Origin of the sequence: Spirillospora sp. NPDC127506 (genome assembly GCF_040302145.1) — a bacterium.
Classification (GTDB): Bacteria; Actinomycetota; Actinomycetes; order Streptosporangiales; family Streptosporangiaceae; genus Spirillospora.
The window spans coordinates 21,999-39,766 of sequence record NZ_JBEORG010000001.1 but is presented as its reverse complement, the minus strand read 5'-3'; the positions used below and the strand labels follow the sequence as shown (position 1 = coordinate 39,766).

Genomic DNA, 17,768 nt, shown 5'->3' with positions numbered 1-17,768 from the left:
GACACCCTTCACCGTCTCCTGAACCGGGCCGCCGCCGCCTTCTGCATCTCGCGGTCGGCTTCCCGCTTGGCGATGGCCTGGCGCTTGTCGTAGGACTTCTTACCACGAGCGAGGCCGATCTCGACCTTGGCCTTGCCGTCCTTGAAGTACAGGGAGAGCGGGATCAGCGTCCAGCCCGGCTCGGACGACTTGGCGATGATCTTCTGGATCTCGCGCTTGTGCAGCAGCAGCTTGCGGCGCCGGCGGGGCGCGTGGTTCGTCCAGGTGCCCTGGGTGTACTCGGGGATGTGGACGTTCTCCAGCCACACCTCCCCGTCCATCACGTGCGCGTAGCCGTCGACGAGGGAGGCGCGCCCGGCGCGGAGCGCCTTGACCTCGGTGCCCATCAGCACCATGCCCGCCTCCCACGTGTCGTCGATGTGGTAGTCGTAGCGGGCGCGCTTGTTCTGGGCGATGAGCTTCCGCCCGGTGTCCTTCTTGTCCTTCTTGCGCCCGGTGTCCCGTGCCACGTCCTCAGTCCTTGTCCGGCGTTCGTCTGTCGAGCACGGTCGCGTGGAGGCCGCGCAGCACCGTCCGGGCGCGCCGCTCGGCCGCCTCCGGCGGGCGGTCGGCGGACACCGCCACGTCCGGCTCGATCCCGACCCCGTCGAGGTTACGGCCGCCCGGGGTGCGGTAGCGACCGACGGTCAGCTCGATGACCGACCCGTCGGCGAGCTCGATCGGCTCCTGGACCGAGCCCTTCCCGTATGTACGCGATCCTACGATCACCGCGCGGTCCCGGTCGCGCAGGGAACCCGCGACGATCTCCGCGGCGCTCGCGGTGCCGGCGTCGACGAGCACCACGAGCGGGACGTCCGGGTCGCCGGGCGAGGTGACCGTCCGCCGCTGCGCCGGCCTGCCGCGCGGCTCGTAGGTGACGACCGGGCCGGAGGAGAGGAAGGACGACGCCGTCTCGACCGCCTCGTCCAGCAGCCCGCCGGGGTTGCCGCGCAGATCCAGCAGGACGCCGCCGGACGGCCTGCCGGACGGCGACCGCCCGGTGACGGCGGCGCGGACCTCCCGTCCCGTCCCGTGCGTGAATGCGCCGACGCGGATCAGGCGCGCGTGCTCCGGAAGATCGGTCACGGTGACGTCTCCCCCGGGGACCGGTGTGCGGACGAGATGGAACCGCTTGGTTCGACGGCCGCGCTCGACGGTCAGTTCGACGGACTCGTCGGGACGTCCGCGCAGCGCCTCCGCCACGCGCGACATGTTCCAGCCGGCGACGGACCTGCCCCCGACGGCGGTGACCGCGTCCCCGGCGCGGACTCCGGCGCGCGCTGCGGGCGTTCCCGGCTGGACGCTGGCGACCAGCACGCGGCCTCCGGCGCCCGAGCCGCCGAGCCACAGCCCGACGCCGCTGTAGCGGCCGGTCAGCCGCCCTTCGACGTCGTCGTACTCATGGGCCGGGTAGTAGTGCGCCCACTTGTCGCCGAGGCCGCGCAGCATGCCTTCTATGGCGGCCCGGTCGAGCTCGCCGCGGCCGACCGGTTTCGCGGCCCGGCGGCCGATCTCCGTCGCGGCCTCGTCCAGCACGGACCCGCCGCCCGCGACGGCCGTGTGCCGCTGCGAGCCGGAGCCGCTCACCACCCCGAGGGCGTAGGCGCAGACGATCGCCGCCGCGACGGCCAGCCCGCGCAGCGTCCGTCCCGGCCGCCTCCTCAGCGGAGGCACGGGTTCAGGGGCGACGCGGACCTGGACATGCGGCAAGTGTAGGGCGGACGGACCGCCCGGACCGGGCACTCCGCCCGGATCGGCTCAGCACGTCAGATCTTCAGGTATCTGCGCAGCGTCAGGAACGATGCGACGGCGCAGAGCAGCACACCGAAGCAGATCGACACGATGATGACGGCTATCACCGTGCTCCAGCCGAGCTGGCTGACCAGCTGGACGTCCCCGGCCAATCGGTCGATCAGCAGTTTCTTGCTGAAGACCAGCAGGATCGAGGCGAACATGCCGCCGATCAGGCCGGCGATGGCGCCCTCCAGGATGAACGGCATCTGGATGTAGGTGTTGGACGCGCCGACCAGCCGCATGATGCCGGTCTCGCGGCGCCGGTTGAACGCCGACAGCCGGACGGTGTTGCCGACCAGCATCACCGCGGCGATCACCTGGATCAGCGCGATCGTCAGCGCGGCCACCTGCAGGCCGTTCAGGATCCGGAAGAACCGCTTCAGGATCTCCTGCTCGTTGATCACCGTGTCGACGCCGGGCTGGCCGAGCATCGCCTGCGCGACCGCCTTGTACTCCTCGGGGTTGCGCAGCTTGACCCGGAACGAGTCGGGGATGTCGCCCTCGCGGGTGCTCTCCACGAAGCCCGGCGAGCCGGAGAAGCGGTCCTTGAACCGCTCGTACGCCTGCTGCTTGTTCTCGTACTCGACGTTGGAGACCTGCGGCATCTTCTCCAGGCTCGCCTTGAGCGTCTGCCGCTGCTGGTCGGTGACGTCCTGCTTCTGGCAGCTGGGGTTGGAGCTCGTCTTGGCGCACAGGAAGATCGAGACCTCGATCTTGTCGTACCAGTAGCTCTTGGACGCGTCGACCTGCTGCCGCAGGAGCAGCCCGGTGCCGAAGAGCGCCATGGCGATGGCGACGGTGATGACGAGGGAGATCGTCATCGTCATGTTCCTGCGGAGACCGATCCAGATCTCCTGGAGAACGAACTGTACGCGCATGCCTCGCTGTCCTTGATCGCCTTTGGTCCGCCCGGGGCCCGGGCGGCCTCACGAGGAAACGCGGCCCGATGCGGGCGGTCCCCGCCTTCTGGCTGTCGTACGCCCCGGCGGGAATCGTTGGTTCAGATGGTCAGTACGCCTGGCCGTACACGCCGCGGGACTGGTCGCGGACGACGCGGCCGTCCTCCAGCTCGACGACGCGCTTGCGGAACGCGTCGACGATCGCGGCGTCGTGGGTGGCCATGACGACGGTGGTGCCGGTCCGGTTGATGCGGTCCAGAACCTTCATGATGCCGATCGAGGTGGCCGGGTCGATGTTCCCGGTGGGCTCGTCCGCCAGCAGGATCATCGGCCGGTTGACGAACGCCCGCGCGATCGCGACGCGCTGCTGCTCGCCGCCGGACAGCTCGTCCGGCATCCGGTGGGCCTTGCCCTCCAGGCCGACCAGGTCGATGACCTCGGGGACGACCTTGCCGATGAAGCGCCGCGGCTTGCCGATCACCTCGAGGGCGAACGCGACGTTCTCGAAGACGTTCTTGTTGGGCAGGAGGCGGAAGTCCTGGAAGACGCAGCCGATCCTGCGGCGCAGGTGCGGCACCTTCCAGTTGCTGAGCCTGCTCAGGTCCTTGCCCGCCACGTGCACGTGACCCTGGGAAGGACGCTCCTCCTTCAGGATGAGGCGCAGGAAGGTCGACTTGCCGGAGCCGGACGGACCCACCAGGAACAGGAACTCGCCCTTCTCGATGGCGACGTTCACATGCTGCAGGGCGGGCCGGTTCTGGCTCGGGTAGACCTTGGTGACGTTGTCGAAATGGATCACGGCTGCATCACGGCGGTTCGCTGTAGGGGTTGGGGAGCGGCCCGGCCCGCGGCCACGGACGCGTCCGTGAGCACTTGCCTGCGCCGCCCGGCTTCACGACCGGGTGGGACGCGGAGCCTTCGAGCAGTGTAGAGGGGACCGGGAACTACCTCGTCCCACTCGGCGCGGTACGGGCTTTCGAGGGCGTCACTCAGCCCGATCGGTGCGTTCCGTCCGATCAGTGCCATGTGATCCGTCTCCCGACGTCCGGCCGTATTCCTACCGTCCAGGTCCCGGACTTGCCGGAACGACCATACAGTCCGGCTACGCTGGATGATGGCGAAAGATACCTAATAAGTGGACGGACACCGAAGAAGCGGACGCTTCCCCGCACGGACCCGCACGCCGATCCGGGAGATTGGGGCCCACGACATGAGCTGCGAACACCTGATCTGCGCTCACTGCTCGAACCCGGTGGTCGAAGGGCGCTGCCCCACGTGCCGGGCCGCCCGGTCGGAGATGCACCGGCACGGTCCGTCCATCCCGCCCGCGCTCGTCCTGGCCGCGCTGGTCGCCCTGCTGTTCGCCGCGCTCGTCCTGCGCCGCATGTACGGCTGAGCCGTACCGCCGGGCCCGCGGCCCGTCAGGGCTTCTTGAGCGGGGGCGTCGCGGCCTTGGTGACCGCGCCGGCGTCGGCGATCATGTGCGCCTTGGCCTGCGCCTTGCCCTTCTTCGCCTTCGGCGGGTCGTAGGCGGCGAAGTGCAGCGTCGTGGTCGTGTCGACCTCGTTGCCCTCGACCGTCCCGTCCAGGAGGTGCTCGGCGTCCTCGGGGATCTCCGGCTTGGGGGCGTCCGGGTCTTCGCCGGCCAGCGCGGTGTTGCGGAACAGCGAGTAGATGACGAGGCCGCCGCCGCTCTCCGTCCGCAGCCCGAAGTAGGGGAACGGCGTCGCCGTGTAGACGACCTGGAGCTTGAAGTCCTTCTTCTTGGCCTTCTTCTTCGCGCGCTTGTCGTCCCGGTAGAAGCCGGTCGTCACGTCGCTCGACTTCATCACCTTGGCGGCGACGCTGCCGCCGCCTTCCGCGGCGATCGTCGCCTGGATCCCGCCGACGTCGCGGGGGCGGATCAGCAGGGACGTGTCGTCGGTGCTGAGCGCCTCCGCGTACCCGTCGTCGCCGATCGCGACCTTCGGCTCCTTGGCCTTCTTCTGGAGCTCCGTGGCGAGGGTGAGCTTCCAGCGGTCGGACTGCCCGCGCAGGACGAACGCCATCAGCACCCTGTGCTCGCTCCTGGGCTTGCCCATCACCGAGCGCTCGACCGACACCACGAACCACTGCGGGTAGGTGCCGTCCTTCAGTTTCGGAACGTACAGCTTCGGCTTGCCGTAGGCGAACCGCCGCACGGGGTCGCCGTCGTAGGCGGCCTTGCGGAACTCGGCGGCGGTGAGCTGGGACTGGCCGTCGGACGTCCAGGTGAGCGCCAGCCGCTCGTCGCCGGCGGCGCGGGCCACGTCCTCGTCGGTGACATAGGTGCGGAACGCCTGCTCCGCGACGTCCGGGGTCAGCGGCACCGGGGCGGGCGGCGACGTCTCGGGCACGCTGACGGTGGGCCGCGCCCGCGACTCGCCCTCGGCGCAGCCCGCGGCCGTGAGCGCCAGGATGAGCGGCACCGCGACCGCGATCACCCGCAGGAACCTGTGCAAAGACCCGTCCCCCGGACCGGAATCAATGCCGGCCGTCCTCGGCCGACCTCCTCGGCCCGTGATTCTGCCATCCACATGATATTGCCCCCGCGACCAGGCGGCGTCGGGACGGCGATGAGCACTGCCGGGACGGCGATAAGCTCGGAGCGTGGCAGCCATGGATCCGGAAGAGCAGCTCAAGGAGCTCGGCGCGACGCTCACCAGCATCGAGCAGGTGCTGGACCTCGACGGCATGCGCCGCGACATCGCCGAGCTGCGCGAGCAGTCGGCCGACCCCGACCTGTGGAGCGACCAGGAGCGCGCCCAATCGGTGACCCGGCGCCTCTCGCACCTGGAGAGCGAGCTGAACCGGGTCGAGGGCCTGCGCCAGCGGCTGGACGACGCCGCCACGCTGTACGAGCTGGCCCGCGAGATGGACGACGCCGATACCCGGGCCGAGGCCGACGAGGAGCTCGCGGCGCTGCACAAGGCCATCCAGCAGCTGGAAGTGCGCACGCTCATGTCGGGCGAGTACGACTCGCGCGAGGCGCTGATCACCATCAACGCGCAGGCCGGCGGCGTCGACGCGGCCGACTGGGCCGAGCAGCTCCAGCGGATGTACCTGCGCTGGGCCGAGCGGCACGGCTACCCCACCGAGGTCTACGAGACGTCCTACGCCGAAGAGGCCGGGATCAAGTCGACCACGTTCACGGTGAAGGCCCCCTACGCGTACGGGACGCTGCGCGGCGAGCACGGCACGCACCGGCTGGTGCGGATCTCCCCGTTCGACAACCAGGGCCGCCGGCAGACGTCGTTCGCCGGCCTGGACGTCGTCCCCGTGGTCGAGCAGAGCGACCACGTCGACATCGACGAGAACGACCTGCGGGTGGACGTGTACCGGTCGTCCGGGCCGGGCGGCCAGGGCGTCAACACGACCGACTCGGCGGTGCGGATCACCCACATCCCGACCGGGATCGTCGTGTCCTGCCAGAACGAGCGCAGCCAGCTGCAGAACAAGGCCACGGCCATGAACGTCCTGCAGGCCAAGCTCCTGGAGCGCAAGCGCCAGGAGGAGGCGGAGAAGATGTCCGAGCTGCGCGGCGAGGGGACGAGCAGCTGGGGCACGCAGATCCGCAACTACGTGCTGCACCCGTACCAGATCGTCAAGGACCTGCGCACCGGCGTCGAGGCGGGCAACCCCTCCGCGGTGCTGGACGGCGACATCGACGAGTTCATCGAGGCCGAGATCCGCTGGATGCGGCAGCGGGAGACGGCCTCCTGACCCCCGCGGCCTGACCGCCGCCCGGCCCCCGGCCCGGCCCGGCCCGTGCCCGACCCGGCCCGGCCCGTGCCCGACCCGGCCCGGCCCGGCCCGACCCACGGCGGCCGCCGGTGACCTTCCGCGGAGTTTCGCATTCACAGAGTGACTGCGCGGTCACTCTGCGAGGATGGCGCGTGGTCCGGATCACCGTCGCCATTCGGGGGCCTCATGGCACGCACACTCGTTCCGATCCTCCTGCCCGGCCTGCTCGCCGCGGCGCTCGCCGCGGGCTGCTCCGGCGGCTCCGCCGCCGAGGCCGCGAAGCCCAGGGGGGCGCCCGCGCTGACCGCGGCGCAGGCGCAGCAGGTGCTCGCGTCCTACGCGCACGGGGCGAACCGCGCGGGGAGGCGGCTCAGCGGCAAGGCGCTGCGCGCGGTCGAGGCCGACCCGCAGCTGTCGATGGACGCGGCCGCGCTGAAGCTCCGGCGGGCCGTCCGGCGGCGCCCGCCGAAGCTGGCCTTCAGCGACACCGCGTTCTACATCCCGCGGCTCACCGGCTACCCGCACTGGTTCGCGGCCGACACCGTCACCGGCGAGGGCGACCGGGCGGTACGGCACGCGATGCTGTTCACGCAGGCCAAGGCGGGGGCGCCGTGGCTGCTGGCGGCCGACCCGTACCCGTCCGCGCCGACGCTGCGCGAGATCGCCCTCGACCCGGAGGGGTACGCCGCACCGGTCGACCCCGCCGCGAAGGACCTCGCGGTCGCGCCCGCGAAGCTGCCGCAGGCGCACGCCGCGCTGCTCACCGACGGTCCGCGCGCGTCCGGCGCCGCGCTGCTGGCCGACGGGGCGAAGACCAACGAGACATACAAGGCGCTCAAACAGGGCGAGCAGGCGCTGGCGGGCCGCGGCGTCACGCTGTCGTCCCGGTTCTCCCCCGCGCCGTACCAGGTGTTCGCGCTGCGCACCAAGGACCGCGGGGCGGTCGTCTGGTACGTCCTGAAGCAGAACGAGGCGTACTCCGCGGCGAAACGGGGCAGGCTGGCGGTCAGCGGGGATCTCGTCGGGCTCGCCCCGGCCAGGGCCGCCAAGACGCGCATGGACACGACCGTCCTCGTGCAGTACCTGGCCACCGTTCCCGCCAAGGGCCGCGCCGCGGTCAGCGGCATGTACCGCAAGGCCGTCGCCGTGCACGGCGCCTGAACTCCGCCGGGTGCCGGGCGGCCCCGCCTTCCGACCGCTGCGCGGGCCGCCCGGCACCCGGCGGGTCACCTCCCCGGCGTCTCGGCCTGGGCTTCCGCGAAGCTCTAGACTGGCGCGGCAAGTCCGACGAACTCGTCCGCTGAGGTGGGCCGTGCTCCGTGTGCGTCACGTGGCCGTGGCCGCGCTCCTGCTCGCGGCGGCCGGGTGCTCCCGGCCGGCGCCGGACGCCGCGACGGGCGCGAAGGAGCCGAGCGGCGAGCCCGCCGTGACGGCCGGCGAGTCGCTCGACGTCCTCAAGGACTGGACGGCGCGGCACAACGAGGCCATCACCTCGGGTGACGAGCGGCAGTGGCGCGAGGCCGTGACGGGTGCGCTGGAGGCCCCGGTCGGCGCCCGGGTGCACACCTACGGGAAATTGCCCAAGACGGCGGAGATCTCGCTGGCGAACCCCGTGTTCTACGTGCCGCGCCTGGACGGTTTCCCCAAGTGGTTCGGCGTCGCGGCGCTGGAGCGGTCGGCCGGCGGGGAGCAGCAGATCCTCGGGGTCTTCGTGAAGGCGAAGAAGGGGGACGGCTGGCGCGCCGCGCACTGGCTGACGTTCCAGGGGCAGCCGCCGCAGCTCGCGTACGACGAGGAGGGGTACGCGGTGCCGGCGCCCGACCGCGGCCTGCCGGCCGCGCACGCGAAGTACCTCGCGAGCGGCGACGAAAGCGCCGTGGTCCCCGACGCCTACTCGCGGAACGCCCGGGCGAAGAAGATCGGCGACTGGACGTCCGAGCCCGGCGGGTTCACGCCCGGCCCCGGCCCGTCCTACGCCCTGCGGACCAAGGACGGCGGGTCGCTGGTCTGGTACGGGCTGAAGCAGGAGCAGACGCTCACCGGCGGCGCGGACGACACCCTTCCGGCGGAGGTCCGCGACTACCTGGACAAGAACGACGACAAGCCGGGCAAGACGCTTCGCACGTCCTGGCAGTGGCTGGCCATCGGGTACGCGCCGCCCTCCGGCAAGGCCCGCGTCCTCGGCGAGTCGGTCTCCCTGACGGCCGCCCGCTGAAGGCACCCGGCGCCCGCCCCGAGCGAACGGGACGGGCGCCGGAGGGCTCTCAGGCTTCCTTGGAAGGCAGCGAGCTGGCCGTGACCAGGGTGCGGATCGCGCCCAGGGCCACCGACAGGGTGGCGAGGTCGAAGCTGTCGCTCTCCCAGATCTCGCTCAGCGTCTGCTGGGCGCGCTGGACGGCCGGCTTGTTCTTCTCCGCCCAGTGGATCAGGCGCTGCTCGGGACGGCCGCCGGGCTCGCTGGTGATCAGGACGTCCCTGGTGAGGGCCGAGTGCGCCGCGTACAGGTCGTCGCGGAGCGCGGAGCGGGCCAGCGTGCGCCACTTGTCGTCGCGCGGCAGCGCGATGATCCGCTCCCGGAGCCGGGACAGCTGGAGGCGGTCCGCCAGGTCGAAGTAGACCTCGGCGACCTCCTCCACCGGGCGGCCCGTGTCGTGCGCGACCCCCACCAGGTCGAACGTGGAGTAGGCGGGCACGAACGCGGCGCACTGCTCGGCCAGCTCGTCCGGCACCCCGAGCTCGGCGAAGCCGTCGCGGCGCTGCTCGAACGCGGCCAGGTCGAGGCCGACGAGCAGCTTCGAGACCTGCGCGCCGAGGGTCGCCGCGCCGCCGCTGAAGAAGTCGATGCTCTCCTGTATGTCGAACGGGGGCCGCCGGTTGTGCAGCAGCCAGCGGGCGGCGCGCTCGGTCAGCTTGCGCGCCTCCAGCAGCATCGCGATCTGCGTGGACTCCTCCACCTGGTGGGAGAGGCCCTCCACCGCGGCCCGGAAGCGCGGCATCTGGAACACCTCGCGGGCGACCAGGTAGGCGCGGGCGATGTCGGGCGACGACGCGCCCGTCTCCTCGTTCATCCGGAACACGAACGTGGAGCCGCTCGCGTTCACCACGTCGTTCACCACGGCCGTGGTGATGATCTCGCGGCGCAGGGGGTGCCGGTCCATGTAGCGGCGGAACCGCTCGCGCAGCGGGGTCGGGAAGTACTCCACCAGCCACGACTCCAGGTAGGGGTCGTCGGGCAGGTCGGAGGCGACGATCTCGGCGTCCAGCGCGAGCTTGGCGTAGGCGAGCAGGACGGAGAACTCGGGGCCGGTGAGGCCGTGCCCGGACTGCCGCCGCTCCGCGAGCGCCTTGTCGTCCGGCAGGAACTCCAGGTCCCGCTTCAGCCGGCCGTCGCGCTCCAGCTTGCGCATGTACCGGGCGTGGACGTGCAGCATCGCGGGCGCCTGCGCGCGGGACGCGGCGAGCACGACGTTCTGCGCGTAGTTGTCGCGCAGGACGAGCCGCCCGACCTCGTCGGTCATCTCGTAGAGCAGGGCGTCGCGCTGCTTGCCGGTCAGCTCGCCGTCCCGCACGACCTGGTCGAGCAGGATCTTGATGTTGACCTCGTGGTCGGAGGTGTCGACGCCGGCGGAGTTGTCGATGAAGTCGGTGTTGATGATGCCGCCGCCGCGCGCGAACTCTATGCGGCCGAGCTGGGTGACGCCGAGGTTGCCGCCCTCGCCGACGACCTTGCAGCGCAGCTCGGCGCCGTTCACCCGGACCGGGTCGTTGGCCTTGTCGCCGACGTCGGCGTTGCTCTCGATGGACGACTTGACGTAGGTGCCGATGCCGCCGTTCCACAGCAGGTCGACCGGCGCCTTGAGGACGGCCCGGATCAGCTCGTACGGGGTGAGCGCCTTCACCCCGTCCTCGATGCCGAGCGCCGCCCGCATCTGCGGGGTGACCTGGATCGACTTGGCGGTGCGGGGGAAGATCCCGCCGCCCTTGGAGATCAGCGCGGTGTCGTAGTCGGCCCAGCTGCTGCGCGGCAGCTCGAACAGGCGGCGGCGCTCGGCGAACGAGGCGGCCGCGTCCGGGTCGGGGTCGACGAAGATGTGCCGGTGGTCGAACGCGGCGACGAGCCGGATGTGCTCGGAGAGCAGCATCCCGTTGCCGAACACGTCCCCGGACATGTCGCCGATGCCGACGACGGTGAAGTCCTCGCTCTGGACGTCCTTGCCGAGCGAGCGGAAGTGGTACTTGACCGACTCCCAGGCGCCGCGGGCGGTGATGCCCATCGCCTTGTGGTCGTAGCCGACGGACCCGCCGGACGCGAACGCGTCGCCGAGCCAGAACCCGTACTCGGCGGCGACGCCGTTGGCGATGTCGGAGAACGTCGCGGTGCCCTTGTCGGCGGCGACGACCATGTAGGTGTCGTCGCCGTCGTGCCGGACGACGTTCGGCGGCGGGACGACCTTGCCGTCCACGAGGTTGTCGGTGAGGTCGAGCAGCCCGGAGATGAAGTCCTTGTAGCAGGCGATGCCGGCCTTCTGCCACGCCTCGCGGTCGACGGACGGGTCGGGGAGCTGCTTGCCGACGAAGCCGCCCTTCGCGCCCGCCGGGACGATGACGGTGTTCTTCACCGCCTGCGCCTTGACCAGGCCGAGGATCTCGGTGCGGAAGTCCTCGCGGCGGTCCGACCAGCGGAGGCCGCCGCGCGCGACCGCCCCGAACCGCAGGTGGACGCCCTCGACCTTCGGGGAGTACACGAAGATCTCGTACATGGGCCTCGGCTGCGGCAGGTCGGGGATCCGCGCCGGGTCGAACTTCATCGCCAGGTACGGCTTGCCCTGGTAGTGGTTCGTGCGCAGGGTCGCCTGGACGAGCGCGAGGTAGGCGCGCAGGATGCGGTCCTCGTCGAGGCTGGCGACGTCGTCGAGCTTGCCGGTGATCTCCTCGGCGATGCCGGCGCTGCGCTCCTCCTCGCCGCCCTGCAGGGTCGGGTCGAGGCGCGACTCCCACAGCCGGACGATCAGCCGGGTGATGGCGGCGTTGCGCAGCAGCACCTGCTCGACGTACCGCTTGGAGAACGTCATGCCGGTCTGCCGCAGGTACAGCGCGTAGGCGCGCAGGATCATCGCCTCGCGCCAGTTCAGCCCGACGTGCAGGACGAGCGCGTTGAACCCGTCGTTCTCGATGTCGCCGCGCCACAGCGCGGTGAACGCGTCCTGGAACAGGTCCTTGATGGCCTCTTCGGGGACGTCCTCCGGCGGGACGTACCGCAGCCCGAGGTCGTAGATCCAGAACCGGCGGCCGTCGGAGGTGACGATCTCGTAGGGGCGCTCGTCCACCACCTCGACGCCCATGTTCTGCAGCAGCGGCAGCACCCGGGACAGCGAGATCGGCTCGCCCAGCCGGTAGATCTTCAGCCGCCGCTCGCCCGGCTCCGCGCTGTACGGCTCGTACAGGTTGATGGAGGTGTCGCCCTCCCCGGTGAGCTCGTCGAGGCGGCGCAGGTCGGCGACGGCGGTGCGGGCGGGGAAGTCGGCCTTGTAGCCCTCGGGGAACGCCTCGCCGAACGCGCGGCCGAGCGTGCCGGAGCGCTCCTCGCCGCACTGCTCGACGATGGCGTCGGCGAGGTCGTCCTCCCAGGAGCGGGTGGCGTTCGCGAGCCGCTCCTCCAGCTCGGCGACGTCCACGTCCGGCAGCGGGCGGCCGCGCTCGCCGCGGACGACGACGTGCAGCCGCGCCAGCAGGGACTCGGTCACGTTCGCGCTGTAGTCGACGCTGACGCCGTTGAACGCCTCCTTCAGCAGGGCCTGGATGCGCAGCCGGACCTTGGTGGTGTAGCGGTCGCGCGGCAGGTACACCATGCACGACATGAAGCGCCCGTACAGGTCCTTGCGGAGGAACAGCTTCAGCTGGCGGCGCTCGCGGAGCCGGAGCACGCCGAGCGAGATCTTCAGCAGGTCGTCGACGGAGATCTGGAACAGCTCGTCGCGCGGGTAGCTCTCCAGCACCTCGATGAGGTCCTGGCCGTCGTAGCTGTCGGGGGTGAACCCGGCGCGCTCCAGCACCTCGTCCAGCTTGCGCTTCAGGACGGGCACGTGCGCGATCGACTCGCTGTAGGCGACGTGCGTGAACAGGCCGAGGAAGCGGCGCTCGCCGACGACCTCGCCGGACTCGTCGAACTTCTTCACCCCGATGTAGTCGAGGTACAGGGGGCGGTGGACGGTGGAGCGCGAGTTCGCCTTCGTGAGCACCAGCAGGTGCTTCTCCGTGGCCCGCTCGCGGACCTCGGGCGGCAGCGCGGCGAAGCTGTCGGACTCGCGCTTGTCGCTGCGCAGGATGCCGAGGCCGGTGCCCGGCTCGGGGCGCAGGGCGGTGCCGTCGTCGGTGAGCGTGTAGTCGCGGTAGCCGAGGAAGGTGAAGTGCCCGTCGGCCAGCCAGTCGAGCAGCTCGACGCCCTCGTCGATCTCCTTGTCCGGCAGCGGGGGCCGCTTCTCCTGGATCGCCCGGGCGATCTCGCCGGCGCGGGCGCGCATCTTGGGCTCGTCCTCGTAGGCGACCCTGACGTCCTGAAGGACGCGCAGGAGGTCCTTCTCCAGGGCGTCCAGGGCGGCGCGGTCGCTGGTGCGGTCGACCTCGATGTGGATCCACGACTCGTCGACGTCGGCGTCGCTGTCGAGCTTGTGGCGGAACGCCTTCAGGTGGCCCGCGACGTCGCGGTCCACGCCGAGCAGCGGGTGGACGATCAGGTGCGTGGTGAGCTGGTGCCGGGTCAGCTCCATCGTCACCGAGTCGACCAGGAACGGCATGTCGTCGGTGACGACCTGCACGACCGTGTGGCCGGGGTCCCAGCCGTACTCCTCCAGCGTCGGCGTGAAGACGCGCACCTTCGCGCGCCCCTGCGGCCGCTCCTCGCCGAGGGACCGGTGCGCCATCGCCGGGCCGCAGATGTCGGCCGGGTCCCGCGCCATCAGGTCCTCGTGGGCAACCTGCCGGTAGTAGAGCCGGAGGTACTCGAAGTCCTCCTCCACGTCCCCGCCGCGCGCCCCCGGGCGCTGCGCGCACGTCTCAGCGGCCCGCCTGAGCAGGTCGTCCTTCGCTTGATCGAGCATGCCGCTCATCAACAACTCCCCTTGAGACCTCTCGCCACCTCGTTGTGGCGCCGCTCACTGCACGAGCGTAGCCAGGAATCGCCGCAAAGCCGACCTGCTATGCAGCAAGGTCATCGTGGCCTATGCCACCCTGCCAGCCCGCCGGGCCCGCGCGCCGGTTCCCATGCCGGACGGATCCGACGGGACGCCGGCCGCCGCCCGGCCGGCCTGGCCCGCGGCCGGCCGGCGCCTGCCGGCCGCCGCCGTCCGCCGCTGCCCGCCGGTGCCGGGTCAGCCGGTGGTCTGGCCGTCGGTGCCGCCGGCGCCGCCGGTGCCCGGCGTCCCGGGCGGGTTGGACGGGTCGGACGGGGTCTCCGGCGGGGTCTCCGGAGGCGTCGTCCCGGGCTTGGTCGTCGACTTCGTCGGCGTCGGCTGGGCCGGCGAGTCGGACGGGGTCGGCGAACCGGACGGCGTCGTGCTGCCCGTCGGGGACGCGCTGCCCGTCGGGTTCTGCGTGTAGCCGGGCGAGGTCGACTGCTCCGCGGGCGAGTGCGTCGCCGGCGGCGCCATGCTCGGCATGACGCTGCTCGACCCGGGCGGCGCGCTCGGGTCGCTGACCTTCTGCCCCGCCTTGCCCTTGTCCCCGGCGCCGAGCACGAGCACGGAGGAGACCACCACGACCGCGACGAACAGCGCGGCCGCCCCGGCCAGCAGGGCGGAGCGCCCGGACCCGGCGAGCGCGCGCCGCAGCCCGCCCCCGCCGCCTTCGCCGACCACGACGAGGTCGGGCGGCAGCGTGGTGTCGGCGCCCCACTCGGCGGACGCGGGCGGCCGGCCGTCGTCGTCGCCCGCCGGGTCCGCGTCGTCGGGCAGGCCCGCGTCGTGGAAGGCGGCGGCCGCCGGGGACGCCTCCGGGTCGCGGAAGACGTGGCCGTCCTGGTCGGCGTCGTCGAAGACGGGGTCGTCGCCGAACACCGGGTCCGGCTCGAAGACCTCGGCGTCGGCGGCCTCGGCGGCCCGCACGGAGCCGGCCGCGAGCATCGCGGTCTCGTCGGTGTCGCCGGACCGGGCCGCGGGCCGCGCCGGGGCCGCGGCCTCCTCGTGCCCGAGCAGCCGCATCAGCACCTGGCGGGCGCCGGGCCGCTGCTCCGGCACCTTCTCCAGGCAGTCGAGGACGAGTTCGCGCAGCGACCCGTCGAGGTCGCCGAGGTCGGGCTCCTCGTGCAGGATCCGGTTGATCACCGCGGGGATGGTGTCCTGCCCGAACGGGGGCTCCCCGGTCGCCGCGAACACCAGCGTCGCGGCCCAGCAGAACACGTCCGCGGGGGTGCCGACCTCGTCCCCGCTGATCTGCTCGGGCGCCATGTAGGACGGGGTGCCGATCACCCGGCTGGTGAGGGTGGTGCCGGCGCTGATCGCGCGGGCCACGCCGAAGTCGATGACGCGCGGGCCGTCCGGGCCGAGCAGCACGTTGTGCGGCTTGAAGTCGCGGTGGACGATCTTGGCCTGGTGGATGGCGGCGAGCGCGGTCGCGGTGCCGACGGCGAGCCGGTCGAGGGCGGCGCCGTCGAGCGGGCCCTCGTCGAGGACGTGCTGGTTCAGCGACGGCCCGCGCACGTACTCGCTGACGATGTAGGGCCGGTCGCCGTCCACGTCGGCGTCGATCACCTGGGCGGTGCAGAACGGCGCGACCCGCTTGGCGACCTCCAGCTCGCGCAGGAACCGGCTGCGCGCCTTGTCGTCGGACGTCAGATCGGCGTGCAGCAGCTTGATCGCGACCTGCCGGCCGTCCTCGGCCGCACCGAGGAACACCGTGCCCTGACCGCCTTCGCCCACCCGGCCGATCAGGGCGTACGACCCCAGCCGATCCGGATCTCCGGACCGCAGCGCCCCAACCTCCATGCGTGGAACCGTCCCTCTCTCGACCGACGAGCCGCGTCGTTCGGGCCCGGATCACCCTCCGACAGTGTGACGCCCGAGACCCGAGGGAAGTTCACCCGATCCTGCGACCTTACGGAGCGATCTGACCGTGGAACCACCCTAATGGCGTTACTTCTCACAGCGGCGCGGCCGCGCCAGGTGTCACAGAAGTGAAACCGACCGTGTTCGCCGGCCGGGCGGCCGGGGCGCTCGGACGGAGGGGCGACTACGGCGTGAAGTGGGTGAGCACCTCGGGGTTGGCCATGGAGTCGCGGTTGGCGGCCTTGTCGACCGGGGTGCCCTGGAGGATCTTGCGGACGGGGACCTCCAGCTTCTTGCCGGACAGCGTGCGCGGGATGCCGGGGACGGCGGTGATCTCGTCCGGGACGTGCCGCGGCGACAGCGCCGAGCGGATCTCCCGCCGCAGGTCCCGCACCAGCTCGTCGGTCAGCGCCGCGCCCTCGGCGAGCTGGACGTACAGGAGCAGGCGGCCCTCCTGGCCGAGGCGGCCGGTGTCGATGACCAGGCTGTCGGTGATCTCGTCGAACGCCTCGACGACGCGGTAGAAGTCGGCGGTGCCCATGCGGACTCCGCCGCGGTTGAGGGTGGAGTCGGAGCGGCCGTAGATGACGCAGCCGCCGTCCGGAAGGATCTTGATCCAGTCGCCGTGCCGCCACACGCCCGGGAACATGTCGAAGTAGGAGTCGCGGTAGCGGTCGCCGCTCTCGTCGTTCCAGAAGAAGACGGGCATCGAGGGCATCGGCTCGGTGATGACCAGCTCGCCGACCTCGTCCACGACCGGCTTGCCGTCCTCGCCGAACGCCTCGACCTTGGCGCCGAGGCCGCGGCACTGGATGACGCCGGCGCGCAGCGGCAGCAGCGGCGACGGGCCGACGAAGCCGGTGCACAGGTCGGTGCCGCCGGAGAACGAGCCGAGCAGGAGGTCCTTGCCGACGGCCTCGTACACCCACGCGAAGCCCTCCGGCGGCAGCGGCGAGCCGGTGGAGCCGATGCCGCGCAGGCCCGACAGGTCGTGCTCCTCGCCGGGACGGCGGCCCTCCTTGGCGGACGCGGTGATGTAGGGCGCGCCGACGCCCATGTAGGTGACGCCGTTCTCGGCGGCCAGCGACCACAGGTCGAGCGGGGCGCCGTCGTACATGACGATGGCGGAGCCCACCAGGAGGCCGCCGATGAGGTAGTTCCACATCATCCAGCCGGTGGTGGTGAACCAGAAGAACACGTCCTCGGGGCCGAGGTCCTGGTGGAACGACAGGGCCTTGAGGTGTTCGAGCACCACGCCGCCGTGCCCGTGCACGATCGGCTTGGGCAGGCCCGTCGTGCCGGACGAGTACACGACCCACAGCGGGTGGTCGAACGGGACGTCCTCGAACTCCAGCGCGTCGTGGCCGGGGCGGGGCAGCTCACCGTAGTGCATGCCGACGCGCAGGCCGTCGGGGGCCGCGGCGGGGTCGAGGTAGGGGACCAGCACCGTGGCGGCCAGGCTCGGCAGCGCGGCCTCGATCTCCTTCACCACGTCCCGCCGGTCGAACCGCTTGCCGTTGTAGGCGTAGCCGTCCACGGCGATCAGGACCTTCGGCTCGATCTGCGCGAACCGGTCGATGACCGAGGACGACCCGAAGTCGGGCGAGCACGACGACCAGATCGCGCCGAGCGACGCCGTCGCCAGGAAGCAGATCAGCGCCTCGGGGATGTTCGGGATGTAGGCGGCGACGCGGTCGCCCTTGCCGACGCCCAGCTCGGCGAGGCCCGCGCGGACTTCCGCGACGTGCAGCGCCAGCTCCCGGTACGACAGCGTCCGGTGCCCGCCGGCCTCCGACCGGAAGACCACCGCGGTCGCGTCGGGCGTCTCCTCCGCCCGCCGCAGCGCGTTCGCCGCGTAGTTGAGGGTCGCGCCGGGGAACCACCTGAGGCCGTCCACCGGCATGGGGCCGCCGGTCCGGACGGGGCCGTCACCGCGCTCGCCGACGACGTCGAAGTACGACCAGATCGCGTCCCAGAACGCGTCGACCTCGGTGACCGACCAGCGCCACAGCTCGTCGTAGGACTCGGCGCGGACGCCCCGCTCCCACAGCCAGTGGACGAACCGGGTCACCCGCGCGTTCGCGACGACCTCCTCCGACGGCTCCCACAGCACCGAACCCTCGGAAACCCCACCGGCCATCGTTCTCCCTTCCCGCCGCGCCACGGCGCGCGGCCATCCCAATATCGGCCCGCCCCGGCGCACCGCGCAACTTCCCCGGGCCCCCTTGCGTACCCG

The 17,768-nt window shown here is 71.7% G+C and carries 12 protein-coding genes; 4 read left to right on the top strand and 8 right to left on the bottom strand.

All coding sequences use genetic code 11. The features are described from left to right. Positions 1-8 precede the first annotated feature (8 nt). From smpB to ftsE, 4 genes are all read right to left on the bottom strand, one after another. Positions 9-509, bottom strand: a complete 501-nt coding sequence (gene smpB / locus ABTW95_RS00175) for an SsrA-binding protein SmpB (RefSeq protein ID WP_396448880.1) — start codon at positions 507-509, stop codon at positions 9-11. Between the two features lie 4 nt (positions 510-513). Continuing rightward, positions 514-1,713, bottom strand: coding sequence for a S41 family peptidase (locus ABTW95_RS00170; protein WP_500223301.1), 1,200 nt, complete (start codon positions 1,711-1,713; stop codon positions 514-516). A gap of 92 nt (positions 1,714-1,805) precedes the next feature. Continuing rightward, positions 1,806-2,711 (bottom strand): permease-like cell division protein FtsX, encoded by a 906-nt coding sequence (gene ftsX / locus ABTW95_RS00165; RefSeq protein WP_396448878.1) that lies wholly within the window; start codon positions 2,709-2,711, stop codon positions 1,806-1,808. Positions 2,712-2,841: 130 nt separating this feature from the next. Continuing rightward, on the bottom strand, positions 2,842-3,531 hold the full coding sequence (gene ftsE / locus ABTW95_RS00160; RefSeq protein ID WP_021597771.1) for a cell division ATP-binding protein FtsE: 690 nt from the start codon (positions 3,529-3,531) through the stop codon (positions 2,842-2,844). Positions 3,532-3,942: 411 nt separating this feature from the next. Between ftsE and ABTW95_RS00155 the strand changes: the two genes are divergently transcribed. Continuing rightward, the gene (locus tag ABTW95_RS00155; RefSeq protein ID WP_500223298.1) at positions 3,943-4,128 is read left to right on the top strand and encodes a hypothetical protein; all 186 of its coding nucleotides are present in this window, start codon (positions 3,943-3,945) and stop codon (positions 4,126-4,128) included. Positions 4,129-4,153: 25 nt separating this feature from the next. On the opposite strand, the gene ABTW95_RS00150 is transcribed toward ABTW95_RS00155, so the two are convergent. Beyond that, positions 4,154-5,212, bottom strand: coding sequence for a DUF8094 domain-containing protein (locus tag ABTW95_RS00150; protein ID WP_500223296.1), 1,059 nt, complete (start codon positions 5,210-5,212; stop codon positions 4,154-4,156). A 148-nt stretch (positions 5,213-5,360) separates the two neighbouring features. On the opposite strand from ABTW95_RS00150, the gene prfB reads away from it, so the two are divergent. The 3 genes from prfB to ABTW95_RS00135 all read left to right on the top strand — a co-directional run bounded on the left by prfB (position 5,361) and on the right by ABTW95_RS00135 (position 8,709). After that, entirely contained in the window at positions 5,361-6,473 is a 1,113-nt protein-coding gene (gene prfB, locus ABTW95_RS00145; RefSeq protein ID WP_396448875.1) for a peptide chain release factor 2, read from the top strand. Between the two features lie 207 nt (positions 6,474-6,680). Further along, a complete protein-coding gene (locus ABTW95_RS00140; RefSeq protein WP_500223295.1) occupies positions 6,681-7,655 on the top strand; it encodes a DUF8094 domain-containing protein in 975 nt (324 codons plus the stop codon). A 151-nt stretch (positions 7,656-7,806) separates the two neighbouring features. After that, entirely contained in the window at positions 7,807-8,709 is a 903-nt protein-coding gene (locus ABTW95_RS00135) for a DUF8094 domain-containing protein (protein ID WP_500223293.1), read from the top strand. A gap of 49 nt (positions 8,710-8,758) precedes the next feature. On the opposite strand, the gene ABTW95_RS00130 is transcribed toward ABTW95_RS00135, so the two are convergent. From ABTW95_RS00130 to ABTW95_RS00120, 3 genes are all read right to left on the bottom strand, one after another. Then, the gene (locus ABTW95_RS00130) at positions 8,759-13,600 is read right to left on the bottom strand and encodes an NAD-glutamate dehydrogenase (RefSeq protein ID WP_396454363.1); all 4,842 of its coding nucleotides are present in this window, start codon (positions 13,598-13,600) and stop codon (positions 8,759-8,761) included. 261 nt (positions 13,601-13,861) lie between these two features. Next, positions 13,862-15,472 (bottom strand): serine/threonine-protein kinase, encoded by a 1,611-nt coding sequence (locus ABTW95_RS00125; RefSeq protein ID WP_396448871.1) that lies wholly within the window; start codon positions 15,470-15,472, stop codon positions 13,862-13,864. 244 nt (positions 15,473-15,716) lie between these two features. Continuing rightward, positions 15,717-17,672, bottom strand: coding sequence for an acetoacetate--CoA ligase (locus tag ABTW95_RS00120; RefSeq protein WP_396448870.1), 1,956 nt, complete (start codon positions 17,670-17,672; stop codon positions 15,717-15,719). Positions 17,673-17,768 lie beyond the last annotated feature (96 nt).